This window comes from Sphingomonas natans (genome assembly GCF_030546695.1).
GTDB lineage: Bacteria > Pseudomonadota > Alphaproteobacteria > Sphingomonadales > Sphingomonadaceae > Sphingomonas_I > Sphingomonas_I natans.
In genome coordinates this window covers 13253-30121 of sequence record NZ_JAUOTP010000007.1, presented here as the reverse complement: position 1 = coordinate 30121, position 16869 = coordinate 13253, and the positions used below count along the sequence as shown (strand labels likewise).

At 67.4% G+C, this 16869-nt stretch carries 15 protein-coding genes; 6 read left to right on the top strand and 9 right to left on the bottom strand.

What is annotated here, in order from left to right; genetic code table 11:
• Positions 1-38 precede the first annotated feature (38 nt).
• Entirely contained in the window at positions 39-779 is a 741-nt protein-coding gene (locus tag Q4F19_RS14765) for an RcnB family protein (protein ID WP_303543860.1), read from the top strand.
• A 70-nt stretch (positions 780-849) separates the two neighbouring features.
• A complete protein-coding gene (locus Q4F19_RS14760; RefSeq protein WP_303543857.1) occupies positions 850-1323 on the top strand; it encodes an RcnB family protein in 474 nt (157 codons plus the stop codon).
• A 190-nt stretch (positions 1324-1513) separates the two neighbouring features.
• Here the strand turns inward: Q4F19_RS14760 and Q4F19_RS14755 are convergent, their stop codons facing one another.
• The 6 genes from Q4F19_RS14755 to Q4F19_RS14730 all read right to left on the bottom strand — a co-directional run bounded on the left by Q4F19_RS14755 (position 1514) and on the right by Q4F19_RS14730 (position 9923).
• Positions 1514-2191 (bottom strand): hypothetical protein, encoded by a 678-nt coding sequence (locus Q4F19_RS14755; RefSeq protein ID WP_303543854.1) that lies wholly within the window; start codon positions 2189-2191, stop codon positions 1514-1516.
• Positions 2192-2271: 80 nt separating this feature from the next.
• Positions 2272-4389, bottom strand: a complete 2118-nt coding sequence (locus Q4F19_RS14750) for an acetyl-CoA carboxylase biotin carboxylase subunit (RefSeq protein WP_303543851.1) — start codon at positions 4387-4389, stop codon at positions 2272-2274.
• 8 nt (positions 4390-4397) lie between these two features.
• The gene (gene bioB / locus Q4F19_RS14745) at positions 4398-5405 is read right to left on the bottom strand and encodes a biotin synthase BioB (protein WP_303543848.1); all 1008 of its coding nucleotides are present in this window, start codon (positions 5403-5405) and stop codon (positions 4398-4400) included.
• Positions 5402-7693, bottom strand: a complete 2292-nt coding sequence (gene scpA, locus Q4F19_RS14740; RefSeq protein ID WP_303543845.1) for a methylmalonyl-CoA mutase — start codon at positions 7691-7693, stop codon at positions 5402-5404. The genes bioB and scpA overlap by 4 nt, the downstream gene beginning before the upstream one ends.
• 133 nt (positions 7694-7826) lie before the next feature.
• Positions 7827-8270: a methylmalonyl-CoA epimerase gene (gene mce, locus Q4F19_RS14735; RefSeq protein WP_303543842.1), complete on the bottom strand. Its 444-nt coding sequence runs from the start codon at positions 8268-8270 to the stop codon at positions 7827-7829.
• 126 nt (positions 8271-8396) lie between these two features.
• On the bottom strand, positions 8397-9923 hold the full coding sequence (locus tag Q4F19_RS14730; protein ID WP_303543841.1) for an acyl-CoA carboxylase subunit beta: 1527 nt from the start codon (positions 9921-9923) through the stop codon (positions 8397-8399).
• Positions 9924-10054: 131 nt separating this feature from the next.
• Between Q4F19_RS14730 and Q4F19_RS14725 the strand changes: the two genes are divergently transcribed.
• A complete protein-coding gene (locus Q4F19_RS14725; protein ID WP_303543838.1) occupies positions 10055-11305 on the top strand; it encodes a flavin monoamine oxidase family protein in 1251 nt (416 codons plus the stop codon).
• 78 nt (positions 11306-11383) lie between these two features.
• On the top strand, positions 11384-11776 hold the full coding sequence (locus Q4F19_RS14720) for a DoxX family protein (protein WP_303543836.1): 393 nt from the start codon (positions 11384-11386) through the stop codon (positions 11774-11776).
• Between the two features lie 107 nt (positions 11777-11883).
• Here Q4F19_RS14720 and dinB read toward each other — a convergent pair whose 3' ends face one another.
• The 3 genes from dinB to Q4F19_RS14705 form a co-directional block, all read right to left on the bottom strand.
• Complete coding sequence (dinB, locus tag Q4F19_RS14715) at positions 11884-13002, bottom strand: DNA polymerase IV (protein WP_303543833.1); 1119 nt, start codon at positions 13000-13002, stop codon at positions 11884-11886.
• A 190-nt stretch (positions 13003-13192) separates the two neighbouring features.
• Positions 13193-13714 carry a phosphoribosyltransferase gene (locus tag Q4F19_RS14710; protein WP_303543830.1) on the bottom strand — a complete coding sequence of 174 codons (522 nt, stop codon included), beginning with the start codon at positions 13712-13714 and terminating at the stop codon, positions 13193-13195.
• Complete coding sequence (locus Q4F19_RS14705) at positions 13711-14721, bottom strand: adenosine deaminase (RefSeq protein WP_303543828.1); 1011 nt, start codon at positions 14719-14721, stop codon at positions 13711-13713. The genes Q4F19_RS14710 and Q4F19_RS14705 overlap by 4 nt, the downstream gene beginning before the upstream one ends.
• Here Q4F19_RS14705 and Q4F19_RS14700 point away from each other — a divergent pair.
• Entirely contained in the window at positions 14720-15676 is a 957-nt protein-coding gene (locus Q4F19_RS14700) for a hypothetical protein (protein ID WP_303543825.1), read from the top strand. The genes Q4F19_RS14705 and Q4F19_RS14700 overlap by 2 nt on opposite strands.
• Positions 15673-16845 carry a S41 family peptidase gene (locus tag Q4F19_RS14695; protein ID WP_303543822.1) on the top strand — a complete coding sequence of 391 codons (1173 nt, stop codon included), beginning with the start codon at positions 15673-15675 and terminating at the stop codon, positions 16843-16845. Before Q4F19_RS14700 ends, Q4F19_RS14695 begins: the two co-directional genes overlap by 4 nt.
• The last annotated feature ends 24 nt before the right edge of the window (positions 16846-16869 follow it).

The window sequence follows — 16869 nt, the reverse complement described above, 5'->3', positions numbered from 1 at the left end:
TTCCGGCGATCGGCCGGCAGCGCCAGGAGTTTGGGACGATGAAGACGATCGCAAAGCTGCTTCTCGCCGCCTCGGTCGGTGTCAGCCTGCCGGCGATGGCGATCGCGCAGCGCGGCCCGGACGATGCGGATCGCCAGGGCAATCAGAATCGCGCCGCCGAGGGCGGTCGCGGTTTCGCCGGCGGCCGCGGCCCCGACGCTTACGCCGCCGCCCAGGCACAGCGCGCCGAGCAACCGCAACAGGCCCAGCGTCCCGATCAGACGCAGCGCCCCGACCGCGTGGCCCAGAACAACGGGCAGGACAATAATCGCGACCGTGGCCAGTATCGCAATGGCGCCGGTTCGCCCCAGGCGCGCGGCGACGATCGCCGCGATGGCGGCAACCGCGGCTATGATCCGCGGCGCAACGACGGGCGCGGCTTCAGCGACAATCGCCGCTTCGACAACAATGGCCGCGGCGACAATCGCTGGGTCGGCGGCAATTGGCGGCAGGACCAGCGCTACGACTGGCGCGGCTATCGCGACTCCAATCGCGGCCAGTTCCGCGCCGGGCGCTACGCCGCGCCGCGCGGCTGGAGCTACGGCTATCGCCGCTTCTCGATCGGCGCGGTGTTGCCGAGCTTGCTGTGGGGCCAGAGCTACTGGCTGGATGACCCCTATGCCTATCGCCTGCCCCCCGCTTACGGCCCGTATCGCTGGGTCCGCTATTATGACGACGTGCTGCTGATCGATGTCCGCACCGGACGCGTCGTCGATTCGATCCCGGGCTTCTTCTGGTGATCCGTCACCAGTGACCCGCGACGCCGGCGGCCGCTCACCTGCCGCCGGTCCCAAAAGAGAGGAGTGAGAGATGCGTAACTTCATCATTGCCGGCCTGATGGCGGCGACCCTGATGCCCACCGTCGCCACGGCGCAGAACCGCGAATTGCGGAACGATCGCCAGGATATCCGCGAGGAGCAGCGCGACGTGCGCCGCGCGGTGCGCAACGGCGCGGACCCGCGCGAGATCCGCGACCAGCAGCGCGACGTGCGCGAGGCGCGGCAGGAATATCGCGGCGACTGGCAGGATTATCGCCGCGGCAATCCGAACGTGTTCCGCGGTCCGGCCTATGTCGGCCCGCGCGGCTATGCCTATCGCTCGATCGCGCCCGGCTATCGCTTCAACAACAGCTATTATGACCGGCGCTACTGGGTCGATCCGTATCGTTATCGCCTGCCGGCCGCCGCTTATGGCCGCCGCTGGATCCGCTACGGCAACGATGTCGTGCTCGTCGACATCCGCACCGGGCGCGCGGTCACGGTCTATAACCGCTTCTTCTTTTGATCCGGCCCCGGATCACCTGTTTCGCGTAGCGTAGCGTGAGGGGAAGGCCCGGGCGGGAAACCGTCCGGGCTTTTTCGTGGCCGCTGTCATCCTGAACTTGTTTCAGGATCCATGAACCGACCTCGTCACCCGAGCGCCGGTTGAAACAACGGGCCTTGGATCCTGAAACAAGTTCAGGATGACGAGTGCGTCAGTCCTCGAGACGCCCGAACGGCAACAGCTTGTGCGAGAGCTGTGCCGCCGCCTTGCCGTCGCCCGCGCGCAGCGGGATCAGCAGAGCCTCGGCATCGCGCTTGGCGAGGCGATCCAGCGGCGTCGGCGTCGCGCCGCGCGCCGCCTGCTCGGCGAGGCTGCGCGCGAGCGCGACATTCTTGGGATCGAGGCGGATGTGCATCATCGCCGCGAAGCCCTTGAAGAAGGCGCGGTCGCCGCCCAGCGCCACCGAACGATCGACACCGGCGACGCCGGCATCCTTCTTCGCGCCGAGCACGGTCGTGGCGAGGAAGCCGGCCGCGATCGCATCGAGATGCCAGCCGCCGATCGCGAGCTGCGCCTCGGGATCGCGCGGAAATTGCGTCACATATTGTTCGAGCATCTTGCGCGCCGCCTTGGCGTCTGCCGGCTTGCGCGTCAGCTTGGCGCGGTAGCCGGTGCCCATTGCATTTTGAAAGAAGGCTTCCTTGTCGCGTGGATTGGCGAGCAGCCCCGCTTCGGCGCCTGCAATCGCTTGGCCGACGAGCGCCAGCGCCTGATCCTTGTTCGTCGTCTGGAACGCCGCTTGCACCAGAAGTTCGCGGGGTGTCGCCGCCATGGCCGATGTCGTCATCACGATGGCGGCCGCGGCCGCCCACTTCCACGTCACTGTCACGTTCGAAAATTCCTTCGGCCTGCCAAAGCATGGCCGTACGAATCGATCCATGACAGCATGTTGCGTGCGACGAGCCGAGCTTAATCGAATTCGAGGATCACCGCATCCACCGCGAGGCTCTCGCCCGCAATCGCCTCGACCGACTTGACCGTGCCCGCCTTCTCCGCGCGCAGGATATTCTCCATCTTCATCGCTTCCACCACCGCGAGCGGCTGGCCGGCCTCGACCCTGTCGCCCGCCTTCACGTCGATGCGCGTGACGAGCCCGGGCATCGGGCACAGCAGGAAGCGCGACATATCCGGCGGGATCTTCGCGATCATGTGCCGCGCGAGATCGGCGACGTGCGGCGGCAGGACGCGGAGCTTGTGGGCGCGGCCCCGCGTCGTGAAGGTCCAGCCCGATCGCGTGCGATCGACCTTCACCGACAGATGCTCCTCGCCGAACCGTGCCTCGATCAGCCGCTGGCCGGGCACGAAAGGCGCCGCGATCGTCATCGGATGGCCGTCCACCGTCACGGTCTCGCCGGCGATCAGCACATGATGCTCGGCGCCGTCCATCGTCACGACCCATTCGGCCTGCGAGACGATCGCGCCGTTGAGACGCTGGTCGATCTCGGCGGCGCGCGCGGCTTCGACCGAGCCCGCGATCGCAGCGATCGCGGCGAGGCGCTCGGTCAGTTTCTCGGGCGTCGGCGCGCCCTGGAAGCCGTCGGGATATTCCTCGGCGATGAAGCCGGTCGTGATCGCGCCCGAGCGGAAGCGCGGATGCTGCATGAGCGCCGACAGGAAATCGACATTGTGGCCGATCCCCTCGATCTCGAACCGATCGAGCGCCGCGACCTGCGCGTCGATCGCCTGCTCGCGCGTCGGCCCCCACGTCACCAGCTTGGCGATCATCGGATCGTAGAACATCGAGATGTCGGAGCCTTCGTAGACGCCGTCGTCGACGCGGACCGACGTGCCCGTAACCCCGTTCGTGCTGAGCCCTTCGACGCCGCCTGCGGCGTCGCTCTGGATAAACTCCGTCGAAGCACGTGATCCAGACGCGTCGCTCGCGGCACGTCCTTCGACTTCGCTCAGGACGAACGGATCTGGAGTCGGCGCAGGCGGCCGATAGCGGACGAGCCGCCCGGTCGAGGGCAGGAAGCCGCGATACGGGTCTTCCGCATAGACGCGATTCTCGACCGACCAGCCGTTGATGCCGATCTCGGCCTGCGTGAAGCCGAGCTTTTCGCCATAAGCGACGCGGATCATCTGCTCCACGAGATCGAGCCCGGTAATATATTCGGTGACCGGATGTTCGACCTGCAGCCGCGTGTTCATCTCGAGGAAGTAGAAGCTCTCGCCGGTCGTATCCGCGCCTGAGACGATCAGCTCGACCGTGCCCGCCGAATAATAGCCGACCGCGCGCGCGAGCGCGACCGCCTGCTCGCCCATCGCCTGGCGCATGGCGGGCGTGACGAAGGGCGACGGCGCCTCTTCGACCACCTTCTGGTGGCGGCGCTGCACCGAGCATTCGCGCTCGTTCAAATAAACGATGTTGCCGTGCTGATCGCCGAGCAGCTGGATCTCGATGTGGCGCGGGCTCTCGATGAACTTCTCGATGAAGACGCGGTCGTCGCCGAAGCTGGACAGGCCCTCGCGCTTGGTCGCCTCGAAGCCCTCGCGCACATCCTTTTCCGACCAGGCGAGGCGCATGCCCTTGCCGCCGCCGCCGGCCGAGGCCTTCATCATCACCGGATAGCCGATCTCGCCGGCGATCCCCACCGCCTCGTCGGTATCGGCGATCTCGCCGAGGAAGCCGGGAACGACATTGACCCCCGCCGCCTTGGCGAGCTTCTTGGATTCGATCTTGTCGCCCATCGCCGCGATCGCCCCGATCGGCGGCCCGATGAAGGCGATCCCGGCATCGGCGAGCGCCTGCGCGAACGAGGTGCGCTCGGAGAGGAAGCCGTAGCCGGGATGGACGGCCTCGGCGCCCGTGGCCTTGCAGGCGGCGATGATCTTCTCGGCGAGCAGATAGCTCTCGGACGCGGGCGGCGGCCCAAGCCGGACCGTCTCGTCCGCCATCTCGACATGCGGCGCGCGCGCGTCGGCGTCCGAATAGACGGCGACGGTCTTGATGCCCATCTTCTTCGCGGTGCGGATCACGCGGCAGGCGATTTCGCCGCGATTGGCGATCAGGATCTTCTTGAACATATCCGTCCCTATGCGGCCGTCACGGCGGTCTCTGGATGGGTGTCGGCGTTGAGGCCAAGCCGTGCGAACAAGGCCGCATCAGCATCGTCCCCGGCATTGCCCGTGGTGAGCAGACGATCGCCGGTGAATATCGAATTGGCGCCCGCGAGAAAGCAGAGCGCCTGCGTCGCATCCGACATGCTCTCGCGTCCCGCCGAAAGCCGGACGACGGAGTACGGCATCAGAATGCGCGCGACGGCAATCGTTCGGACGAATTCGATATCGTCGATCTTCGCCAGCGGCGTATCGGCCAGCATATCGCCCAGCACCGTGCCCCTCACCGGCACCAAGGCGTTGATCGGCACGCTCTCCGGCGGCTCTGGCAGGTTCGCCAGCGCGTGGAGGAAGCCGACGCGATCGGCCCGCGTCTCGCCCATGCCGACGATTCCGCCACAGCAGGTGTTGATGCCCGCGCGCCGCACGCGTTCCAGCGTCTCGAGCCTGTCATCATAGCTGCGGGTAGTGATGACCTCACCATAGTATTCCGGTGAGGTATCGAGATTATGGTTGTAATAATCGAGGCCGGCATCCGCGAGCCGGGTCGCCTGATCATCGCTCAGCATGCCGAGCGTCATGCAGGTTTCCAGCCCCAGCGCCTTCACGCCCGCAACCATCGCCTCGATCGCCGCCATGTCGCGATCCTTGGGCTCGCGCCACGCCGCCCCCATGCAGAAGCGTTCCGAGCCCGCAGTCTTCGCCGCGGCGGCCGCTGCGAGGACCGCATCGACATCCATGAGCTTCGATGCCTTCAGCCCGCTCTCGGCCGAGACCGACTGGCTGCAATAGCCGCAATCCTCGGCACAGCCGCCGGTTTTGATCGAGAGCAAGGTCGATCGCTGAACGCGTGCCGGATCGTGATGCGCCCGATGCACCTCCGCTGCGCGAAAAACCAGTTCGGTGAAGGGCAGATCGAACAAAGCGGCAATGTCCGAACGTGTGGGTGCCGGCGCTGTCATGATCGTCGTCGCAATGTTCATTCCGCTGCCTCGTCGATACCTTCCGGCGGCATATTGTGGCCGAGCAGGCGCAGCACTTCTTCCGCCGCGACGACGAGGTTGGTGCCCGGCCCGAAGATCGCCTGCACGCCCGCATCGCGCAAAGCCTGATAATCCTGCGCGGGGATCACGCCGCCGACGATGACCTTGATGTCCGTCCGTCCGGCGTCGCGCAGATGGCCGATCAGTTCCGGGATCAGCGTCTTGTGGCCCGCGGCGAGGCTGGAGGCGCCGACGACGTCGACATCGGCCTCAATCGCCATCTTCGCGGCCTCGGCCGGCGTCTGGAAGAGCGGCCCCGCCAGCACGTCGAACCCGAGATCGCCGAACGCCGAGGAGACGAGGTTCGCGCCGCGATCATGCCCGTCCTGCCCCATCTTGGCGACGAACATCTTCGGCGTCCGCCCCTTCGCGCGGCCGACCGCGACGACGCCGCGCTTGAGGTTCGCCCAGCGCGCATCCTCGCCATAGGCCCCGCCATAGACGCCCTTCACCGGCGTCGGCGTCGTGCCGTAGCGGCCGAACACATCCTCCATCGCCTGCGAAATCTCGCCGAGCGTGGCGCGCGCGCGCGCGCAGTCGACGGCGAGCGCGAGGAGATTGGTCTCAAATCCTCCCCCCGGGGGGGAGGTGGCATCGCGCAGCGATGACGGAGGGGTATCGCCGGTCGAAGCGTATCGATCCGCCTCCGCCGTCGATACCCCTCCACCATGCTGCGCATGGTCCCCCTCCCCTTGCAGGGGAGGAATGTCGCCGCGCCGCGCCCCTTCGCGCAACGCGTCGAGCGCCGCGCGGCACGCCGCTTCGTCGCGCCCGGCCTTCACTTTCTGGATGCGCCGGATCTGCGCCTCGCGCACCGCGACATTGTCCACATCGAGGATCTCGATCGGATCCTCATTGTCCTTGCGGTATTTGTTGACGCCGACGATCACCTGCTCGGTGCGATCGATCCGCGCGGCCTGCGCGGCGGCGGCCTCCTCGATCATCGCCTTGGGCCAGCCGGCCGCGACCGCCTTGGCCATGCCGCCATCGGCCTCGACCTTCTCGATGATCGCCCAGGCCTTGTCGACGAGCTCCTTCGTCAGACTCTCGATATAATAAGACCCGCCCAGGGGATCGACGACGTTGCACATGCCCGTCTCCTCCTGGATGACGAGCTGCGTGTTGCGGGCGATGCGCGCGGAGAAGTCTGTCGGCAGCGCGATCGCCTCATCCAGCGCATTGGTGTGGAGCGACTGGGTGCCGCCCAGCATCGCCGCCATCGCCTCGATCGTGGTGCGCATCACATTGTTGTACGGATCCTGCTCGGTCAGCGAGACGCCCGACGTCTGGCAGTGCGTGCGCAGCATCTTCGAGCGCTCGTCCTTCGCGCCGAGCTGGGTCATCACCCGATGCCACAGCACGCGCGCCGCGCGCAGCTTGGCGATCTCCATGAAGAAGTTCATGCCGATCGCGAAGAAGAAGGACAGCCGCCCGGCGAATTTGTCGATGTCGAGGCCCGAGGCGACGCCATATTTCACATATTCGGCGCCGTCGGCGATCGTGAAGGCCAGCTCCTGGACCTGCGTCGCGCCGGCTTCCTGCATATGATAGCCGCTGATCGAGATGCTGTTGAACTTGGGCATCTCGCGGCTCGTGTAGCCGAAAATGTCCGAGATGATCCGCATGCTCGGCTCGGGCGGGTAGATATACGTATTGCGGACCATGAACTCCTTGAGGATGTCGTTCTGGATGGTCCCGTCGAGCTGCGCGCGCGGCACGCCCTGCTCCTCGCCCGCAACGATGAAGAAAGCGAGGATCGGGATGACGGCGCCGTTCATCGTCATCGAGACGGACATCTTGTCGAGCGGGATGCCGTCGAACAGGATCTTCATGTCGTCGATCGTGTCGATCGCGACGCCCGCCTTGCCGACATCGCCGGTGACGCGGGGGTGGTCCGAGTCATAGCCGCGGTGGGTGGCCAGATCGAACGCGACGGACAGCCCCTTCTGCCCCGCCTTCAGATTGCGGTGGTAGAAAGCATTGGAGGCCTCGGCGGTGGAGAAGCCCGCATATTGGCGGATCGTCCACGGGCGCCCCGCATACATCGAGGCGCGCACGCCGCGCGTGAACGGCGCGAAACCGGGGAGGCCCGGATCCCAGCCTTCGACATCGGCCTCGGTGTAAAGCGGCTTGACCGCGATTCCCTCGGGCGTGTGCCAGGTGAGATCCTGGCCCTTGACCTCCTTGGCGGAGGCGGCCTGCCAGTCGGCGATCGTCTCGTCGGTCATAAGAGCGAACTCCCCCCAGCCGTTCGGTTCGAGCAGCTTCGAGCGAAGTCGAGAAGCGACCGTCGAGAACCCTTCTCGACTGCGTTCTCGACAGGCTCGAACTTCGCTCGAAGCAAACGGGGGTGCTGATTGATCAATGCGCCGCCCCGCTTCCGGGCACTTCCATGATCTCGGTCAGAATGCCGTTCATGTCCTTCGGGTGGACGAAGAAGATCAATGTCCCGTGCGCGCCGATGCGCGGCTCGCCGAGCACCTTCTTGCCCATCGCCAGGAATTCCGCGCGCGCGGCGTGGATGTCGGGGACTTCGTAGCACATGTGATGCTGTCCTCCCGCCGGGTTCTTGGCGAGGAAGGCGTGGATCGGCGAGGCCTCGCCCAGCGGCTCGATCAGCTCGATCTGCGTGCCGGCGGTGCCGCCCTCGCCCGGCGTATCGACGAAGCACACCTTCACGCCCTGCGTGGGCAGATCGAACGGCGCGTGCGCGATCGTCGCGCCCATCACGTCGCGATAATAAGCGATCGACGCCGCCAGCGAAGGCGTCGCCACGCCGACATGGTTCAGGCGGCCGAGTTTCATGGCATGCTCCTGAGCCCCTCCCCTTCAGGGGAGGGGTTGGGGTGGGGCCTGTCCAGCGGCGCGGCGCGGAGCATCGCCGATCTGCCCCACCCCCGCCCCCTCCCCTGAAGGGGAGGGGTGAATGGGTCACAGCGGAATATTGTCATGCTTCTTCCAGGGATTTTCGAGCTGCTTGTTGCGCAGCTTGCGAAGCCCCAGCGCAATGCGCTTGCGCGTCGAATGCGGCATGATCACCTCGTCGATGAAGCCCTTGCTCGCCGCCACGAACGGATTGGCGAAGCGCGCTTCATATTCGGCGGTGCGCTCGGCGATTTCCTCGCGGGTGCGGCCGCGGAAGATGATCTCGACCGCGCCCTTCGCGCCCATCACCGCGATCTCGGCGGTCGGCCACGCATAGTTGAGATCCCCGCGCAGATGCTTCGAGCTCATCACGTCATAGGCGCCGCCATAGGCCTTGCGCGTGATGACGGTGATCTTGGGCACGGTCGCCTCGGCATAGGCGAAGAGCAGTTTCGCGCCGTGCTTGATGATGCCGTTATGCTCCTGCGCGACGCCCGGCAGGAAGCCCGGCACGTCGACGAAGGTGATGATCGGGATCTCGAACGCGTCGCAGAAGCGCACGAAGCGCGCGCCCTTGCGCGAGCTATTGATGTCGAGCACGCCCGCCAGCGCCATCGGCTGGTTGGCGACGATGCCGATCGTGCGCCCGTCGACGCGGCCGAAGCCGATGACGAGATTGGGCGCATGTCCCGGCTGGACCTCGAAGAAATCGCCCTCGTCGACGATCTTCCGGATCAGCTCCTTGATGTCGTAGGGCTTGTTGGCACTGTCCGGGATCAGCGTGTCGAGGCTGTGGTCGAGCCGGTCCCACGCATCGTCCGTCGGCCGCTCGGGTACGGTCTCGCGGTTCGACAGCGGCAGGAAATCGACGAAGTCGCGCGTCGCGAGCAAAGCATCGATATCATTGTCGAAGGCGAGATCGGCGACCGAGGATTTGGTCGAGTGCGTGATCGCGCCGCCCAGTTCCTCCTGCGTCACCACCTCGTTGGTGACGGTCTTGACCACCTCGGGGCCGGTCACGAACATGAAGCTCGAATCCTTCACCATGAAGATGAAGTCGGTCATCGCCGGCGAATAGACCGCACCGCCCGCGCACGGCCCCATGATCAGGCTGATCTGCGGGATCACGCCGCTCGCCAGCACGTTGCGCTGGAACACCTCGGCATAGCCGGCGAGGGAGGCGACGCCCTCCTGGATGCGCGCGCCACCCGAATCGTTCATGCCGATGACCGGCGCGCCGACCTTCATCGCCATGTCCATGACCTTGCAGATCTTCTGCGCGTGCCGCTCGGACAGCGATCCGCCGAACACGGTGAAATCTTGGCTGAAGACGAACACCAGCCGGCCGTTGATCGTGCCCGATCCGGTGACGACGCCGTCGCCCGGAATGATCTGGTCCTGCATGCCGAAATCGACGCAATTATGCTCGACATACATGTCATACTCTTCGAACGATCCGGGATCGAGCAGCACCGCGATCCGCTCGCGTGCGGTCAGCCGGCCCTTCTTGTGCTGATTGTCGATCCGCGCCTGTCCGCCGCCGAGCGCGGCCTGCGCGCGCTTTTCCTCGAGCTTCTGCAACACCGCCAGCATCGTCTCGCCTCTCGGACCGTGGACATGTCCTGTGTAACGTGGCCGTTCCGCATTCAAATGTGAATTTGCGGACTTGCGAAACAGGCATATGCAGAATGGATCGTCGCAAGGCTTTCGTGCATTGCACTTCGGTGAGCGGGATCGACGTCGCCATCGTGGGAGCCGGGGCCGCCGGCATCGCCGCCGCGCGCCGCCTGGCGAATCGCGGGCGATCGGTGCTGCTGATCGATGCGCTGCCCCGGATCGGCGGCCGCGCGCACACGCTTGCGGTCGATGGCGTGGCGCTCGACATGGGCTGCGGCTGGCTGCACTCGGCCGAGCGCAATCCCTGGGTCGGCGTCGCCGAGGCGCTCGATCATGCGATCGATCGCTCCCGATCGGCGTGGGGCGATCAGTGGCGCAATCTCGGCTTCAGCACCGCCGAGCAGCACGAAGCGGGCGCGGCGTTCGAGGCGTGGAACGAAGCGATCCGGGCGGGCGTGGCGAGTGATCGCGCGAGCGATGCGCTCGATCCCGCTTCGCCCTGGGCGGGATTCGTCGAGGCGCTGTCGAGCTATATCAACGGCGCGCAACTCGGCGAGCTCTCGGTCGCCGACTATCTCGCCTATGACGACGCCGCGAGCGAGACCAACTGGCGGCTGCCGGGCGGCTATGGCGCGCTGATCGCCGGAGCGGCCGGCGATGTGCCGCGCGCGCTGGGCACGCGGGTTGCGAGCGTCGCCCATACCGACGCGGGCGTGCGCCTGACGACCGATCAGGGCGAGATCGACGCGCGCGCCGCGATCGTCACCGTCTCGACCGAGATGCTCGCCGCCGGCGCGATCCGCCTTCCGTCAGCCTTCGATACCGCCTGCCATGCGGCGACGAAGCTGCCGCTGGGGCTGGCCGACAAGCTCTTCTTCCGCGTGCCCGAGCCGAACGACCTGCCCGAGAACGGCCACCTGCTGGGCTCGCCGCGGCGGGCGGCGACGGGCAGCTATTATCTGCGCCCGTTCGGTCATCCGGTCATCGAGGTGTTCCTCGGCGGCGCGGCGGCGCGCGCGCTGGAGAGCGAAGGCGACGGCGCGGCCGAGGCGTTTGCGCGCGAGGAACTGGGCGCCTTGCTCGGCAGCGATTTCGCGCGGCGGCTGGACTTCATCACCGGATCGGCCTGGGCGAAATGCGAGACGATCCGCGGCTCCTACAGCCACGCGCTGCCCGGCTGCGCCGACGCCCGCGCCGATCTCGCGCAGCCGGTCGACGAACGCATCCTGCTCGCGGGCGAGGCCTGTTCGGCAAAGGACTTCACCACCGCGCACGGCGCCTACGAGACGGGCATCGCCGCCGCCGACCGGCTGGATGCTACTTTGGCCGCCCTTCCCTGCACGCAGGGAGGGGATTGAGGGGTGGGTGCGTCGAGACAGAGCGCAGACGCTGCGGCGACGAACCCACCCCCAACCCCTCCCTTGCAGGGAGGGGAGATGAAAGGCCGCACCCTTGCCCGCTGGGTACTCGCCGCCGCCTATCTCGTCGCCGGCACCCTCCACGTCACGCACCCCGGGCCGTTCCTGCGGATCACGCCGCACTGGGTGCCGTTCCCCCACGAGATTGTGGTCGCCACGGGCATCTGCGAGCTGTTCGGCGCGGTGGGGCTGCTCATCCCGCGCACGCGCTGGTGGGCAGGGGTGATGCTCGCGCTCTACGCCCTGTGCGTGTGGCCGGCGAACATGCAGCATGCGATCCTGGATCTGGGATCGGGGACGGGCCTGGGCTGGAGCTATCATGCGCCGCGGCTGCTGCTGCAGCCGGCGATCATCTGGTGGGCTTTGTTCGCAGGCGGGGTGACGAGTTGGCCGTTTACGAAACGCCACTGACCTCCCCTCCCTGGAAGGGAGGGGATTGAGGGGTGGGTTTCTATCGACGGGAGCGCTTCGCGGGATAGCGACCCACCCCCGGCCCCTCCCTTCCAGGGAGGGGAGCTTTAGAGTTCCAGCCCCAATTGCTCGACGCCGTCCGCCTCATCCTCTCCCGCCAGCGCCGAGATCGACAGGCCCAGCAGTCGCACGCCCAGGGGCATCGGCAGCAGCGCCCGCAGCAAGCCGACCCCCGCCTCGCCGATCGCGTCCCGGCTCCCCACCGCCGCCGCGAAGCTTCGCGCGCGCGTGATCTGGCGGAAGTCGGAGAATTTCACCTTCAGCGTCACCGTCCGCCCCGCCGCGCCCGATCGCTCGACGCGCTCCATCAGCGCGTCCAGCACCGGGCCCAGCGCCTCGACCAGCTCGGCCTCCTTATGCTTGTCCTCGAAGAAGGTCCGCTCGGCGCCGACCGACTTGCGGATCCGGTTGGCGCGCACCGGCCGGTCGTCGCGCCCGCGCGAGGCCCAGTAGAGGTAGGACGCGAAGCTGCCGAAATGCGCCTCGAGAAAAGGCAGGTTCTGCGCGGCGAGATCGGCGCCCGTCTCGATGCCCAGCCGCGTCATTTTCTCGGCGGTGCGCGGGCCGACGCCGTGGAAGCGCTTGACCGGCAGCGTCTGCACGAAGGCGGCGCCCCGGTGCGGCGGGATCACGCACAGGCCGTCGGGCTTGTTCTGGTCCGAGGCGAGCTTGGCGATGAACTTGTTGTAGGAGACGCCCGCCGAGGCGGTCAGCTTGGTCTCGGCCTTGATCCGCTGGCGGATCGCCTCGGCGACGTCGCGCGCGGAGGCGACTCCGCTGACGTCGAGATAGGCCTCGTCCAGCGACAGCGGCTCGATCGCGTCGGTATAATCGGCGAAGATCGCGCGGATCTGGCGCGAGACCTCCGAATAGACCTCGAAGCGCGGCTTAACGAAGACCAGCTCGGGGCATTTGCGCCGCGCCGTGGCCGAGGCCATCGCCGAGCGCACCCCGAACACGCGCGCCTCGTAACTGGCCGCGGCGACGACGCCCCGCTCGCGCGAACCGCCGACCGCGACCGGCTTGCCGCGAAGCGAGGGATCGTCGCGCTGCTCGACCGAGGCGTAGAAGGCGTCCATGTCGACATGGATGATCTTGCGCGGCGGATCGTCGGCGACGGGTGCGTCGTCAGGCGAGGGCTCGGGAGAGGAGGCTGCGGAGGCCATGTTCCCCCTTTAGCCTAACTTGTCACGCACCCCACCCCGTTTGGTTCGAGCTTGTCGAGAACGCGCAGGGATCGAGCGTAGTCGAGAGCCCGTGCCAGGTGTTCCAGCTTCTCGACTGCGCTCGAAGCCTAGTAAGCGTTCTCGACAAGCTCGAACCGAACGGGGAGGAGGTGTTCGAGGCGGCGAACGCCTAAGCCAGCCGCTCCGGCACCTCTTCGGCTTCCTCCACCAAAGTCTCGCGCGGCGCCATCGCCTCCCAAGGAAACACGAACCAGCTCTTGTCCTCGGCGCGATCGATCGTGCGCGCGCGATAGTCGACCTGCGCGGGCGAGCGCAGATTGTCGATCAGCACCGCGACGCGCAGGCACGCCGGATCGCCGCCCGCGCCATCGATCGCCGCGCGCAGCGCGAGGATCGTCTTTCCCGAATCGTTGATGTCGTCGATCAGCAGGATGCGCGTGCCGTCGCCCGTCTCTCCGGCCAGCTTCAGCAGCAGTTCGTCCGAGAAGCCCGGCACGCCCGCGCTATAATCGACCGAGAGCAAGGAGATCCCCGTCCGGTGCGAGAGATAGGCGCCGGGCACGAGCCCGCCGCGGCCGATGCCGACGATATGATCGGGCGTCCACCCGCTCGCTGCCAGGGCGATCGCGATCGTGTGCACGTCGGAGACGAACTGGTCGTAGGCGACCGGCACCAGCATCGGTTCGCTCACTGCACGCCTCCCGCAACATATGCATCGATTCGGGCGATATGCCGCGTCACCGCCGCATCGTCGAGAAAGGAGCCGAGGAAGGAGTTGCGCGCGAGCGTCGCCAGCTGGTCGCGCGTCAGCAGCGGCGCCACCGCGCGATAATTGTCGGCGACATAGCCGCCGAAATAGGCCGGATCGTCCGAATTGATCGTCGGCCGCAGACCGTGCCCCAGCATGTCCGCGATCGGGTGCGCGGCGAGATCGTCGACCACGCAGAGCTTGTGGTTGGACAAGGGGCAGACGGTCAGCGTCATTCCCGCGCGCGCCAGCCGCGTGACCAGCTCGGGGCTTTCCAGCGATCGATTGCCATGATCCAGCCGATCGATGTGCAGCACGTCCAGCGCCTCCAGCACATATTCGGGCGGCCCTTCCTCGCCGGCGTGCGCGACGCGCTTGAGCCCGGCCTTGCCCGCCGCTTCGAACACGCGCGCGAATTTGGACGGCGGATGGCCGACTTCCGACGAATCGAGGCCGACGCCCGCGATCCGATCGAGCCAGGGCTCGGCATCGGCGAAGGTCAGGAAGGCATCATCCTCGTCGAGATGGCGCAGGAAGCAGAGGATCAGCTTGGAGGTCAGCCCGAACTTCGCCTCGGCCTCCTTCATCCCCGCGAGCAGGCCGTCCGCGGCGACTCCGAAGGGCAGGCCGCGCGCGGTATGCGTCTGCGGATCGAAGAAAATCTCGGCATGGGCAACGCCGTCTTCGTGCGCGCGTTCGAAATAAGCCAATGCCAGATCCCGGAAATCTTCTTCGGTGCGCAGCACGTCCGCACCCTGATAGTAGATGTCGAGAAAGTCCTGGAGGCTGTTGAAGCTGTAGGCGGCGCGCAGCGCCTCCACATTGGGGAAAGGAATGGAAATCCGGTTGCGACGCGCGAAGGCGAACATCTGCTCGGGCTCGAGGCTGCCTTCGACATGGAGGTGGAGTTCGGCCTTGGGCAGGCCCGAGATGAAATCGCTGTCGCTCATGAAGGCCGTTCGCTGCTGGTCGCGGAAGCGCATCCCTAGCGCGAGCGACGGGGCGCCGTACAGGGCCGCGCTGGCGATGCTGCTGCTAGCCGTCGCATCCCCGGCGCCTGCGAAGAAGCCGGTCCGGGATCAGATCGTCCTCGACGTCGCCGATCCGGTCATCGACGTGACGCTGGAGGGCAAGCCCTTCCGCCTTCGCGTGGATTTGAGCCAGTGGGATTCGATCGAGCTCAACCCGCAGGCGGCGCTGCGCCTGCCAATCCCGTGGAGCGCGGGCCGGCACATCTCGGTGGGGCGCATCACCTTGTGGGGCCATACCGCCGAGACCAAGCTCGTCATCGCGGGCGTGAAGCGGCCGGTGCTCCTCGCCGAACATGGTCGGATCGCCGCCGAGGGCGCGGACGGGACGATCGGACCGGATTTGCTGCCTTATGCGACGATCCTCTGGCGCAATGCCGCCGCCCCCGAAGACACGGGCACGATCGTGCTGCCGCTGACGCTGAGTGACCGGACCGGGATCTTCGCCGCCGCGCCCGCGCTCGGCCCCGATATCAGCCTGCGCTTCTCGCTGGAGGCGGCGACCTCGAGCGCCACGGCGGCGGCGGGCGCGATCCTCGCCCAGCGCTTCGAGGGCAGCTTCGCGGGCGCCTCGCGGCCATTGCCGATCACGCTCGGCGTCTCGCGTCCGGCCCGGCCGATCGCCTTCGCGCGCCCGCCCGTGCTGGCCGGCTTCCGCTTCGCCGAATTGCTCGTGCGCACCGCCGATTTCCGCGGCGACAATGCGCTGCCCGAAGAAGCGATGGAGGCCGACATCACCGTCATGCGGCGCGAGCGGCCGCAGGGCGCGGAACCGTGGATCATGATCGGGCGCGACCGCCTCTCGCGCTGCGCCGAAATCGCCTATTCGGCGCGGCCGCGCAGCCTGAGCCTGCGTTGCGCGTTCGGGCCTGGATGAGGATCGGAAAAAGCGCCTTTCTCGCGAGCCTGCTCGCCTTCCTGCCCGCCGCCGCGCCGCCGGCCTACGGACCGGACATTAACGGCCGGATCTTCGATCGCGCGGTCGGGATCGTCGAGCACCGATACTGGAACAAGCCCGCCGTCGAAAAGCTGGAGGCGATCCGCGATACCTATCGCGCGCGCGTCGTCGCCGCGCCCGATCGGCGGACGGTCTACGGCCTGATCGGCGAGATGCTCGACACGCTCGGCGACAGCCATGTCTATGTGATCGATCCGCAGCAGATCGCGATCGGCCGCGCGCGGACACGCGGCGACGAGCAAGCGGGCTTCGGCATGACGATGCTGCCCGACGACGCGCATGTCTGGCGGGTGCAGTCGCTGCGCGCCGACGGCCCGGCCGCGCGCGCCGGAGTCGAGATCGGCTGGGAGGTGGCGCAGGTCGACGGCCAGCCGATCGACGTGGATTTCGTGCCGCATGCCGGCGACCAGGCCCGCTTCGACTTCATCGACGAGGATGGCCGCCACCATGCCAAGGCAATCGAGGCGATGGCCGAGGCGCCGCCGCAGGTCCGCCGCGTCGAACGGCTGCCGGGCAACGTGCTGCTGCTCGGGCTCGACGGCTTCGATCGCGGCGACGATCGCTGGCTGGCCGATCATATCGGCGAACAGCCGGTGCCGAGCGGGGTGATCCTCGATCTGCGCGACAACGGTGGCGGCGATGCCGATGTGATCGCGCGCGTCGCCGGATCCTTCTTCGCCGAGAATCGCCTGCTCGTCCGCCGTATCGCCGCGCGCGAGAGCGACCAGTCGACGCGCGGCGCCGGCCCGCGCTCGTGGCTGGGACCGCTCGCCGTCCTCGTCGGGCCGAACAGCGCGAGCGGCGCCGAGGCGCTGGCCGCGTTGATCGAGGAGAGCGGCCGCGGGCTCACCGTCGGCGAGCGCACCGCGGGCGCGCTGACGGGCGCGGCCGAATATGATCTGCCCGACGGCGGCATCGTCTCGGTCGCCGAATTCGATATCCGCACCGGCGGCGGGCGACGGCTGGAGGGCACCGGCTTCACCCCGCGCGTGCGGATCGCGCCGTCGCTCGCGGATCGCAGGGCCGGCCGCGATCCGGCGCTGGAGAAAGCGCGGCAGTTGCTCGGGGTCCAGGTCGCGAGGCGCTAAGGTCCTCCCCATCTGCAATGGGGA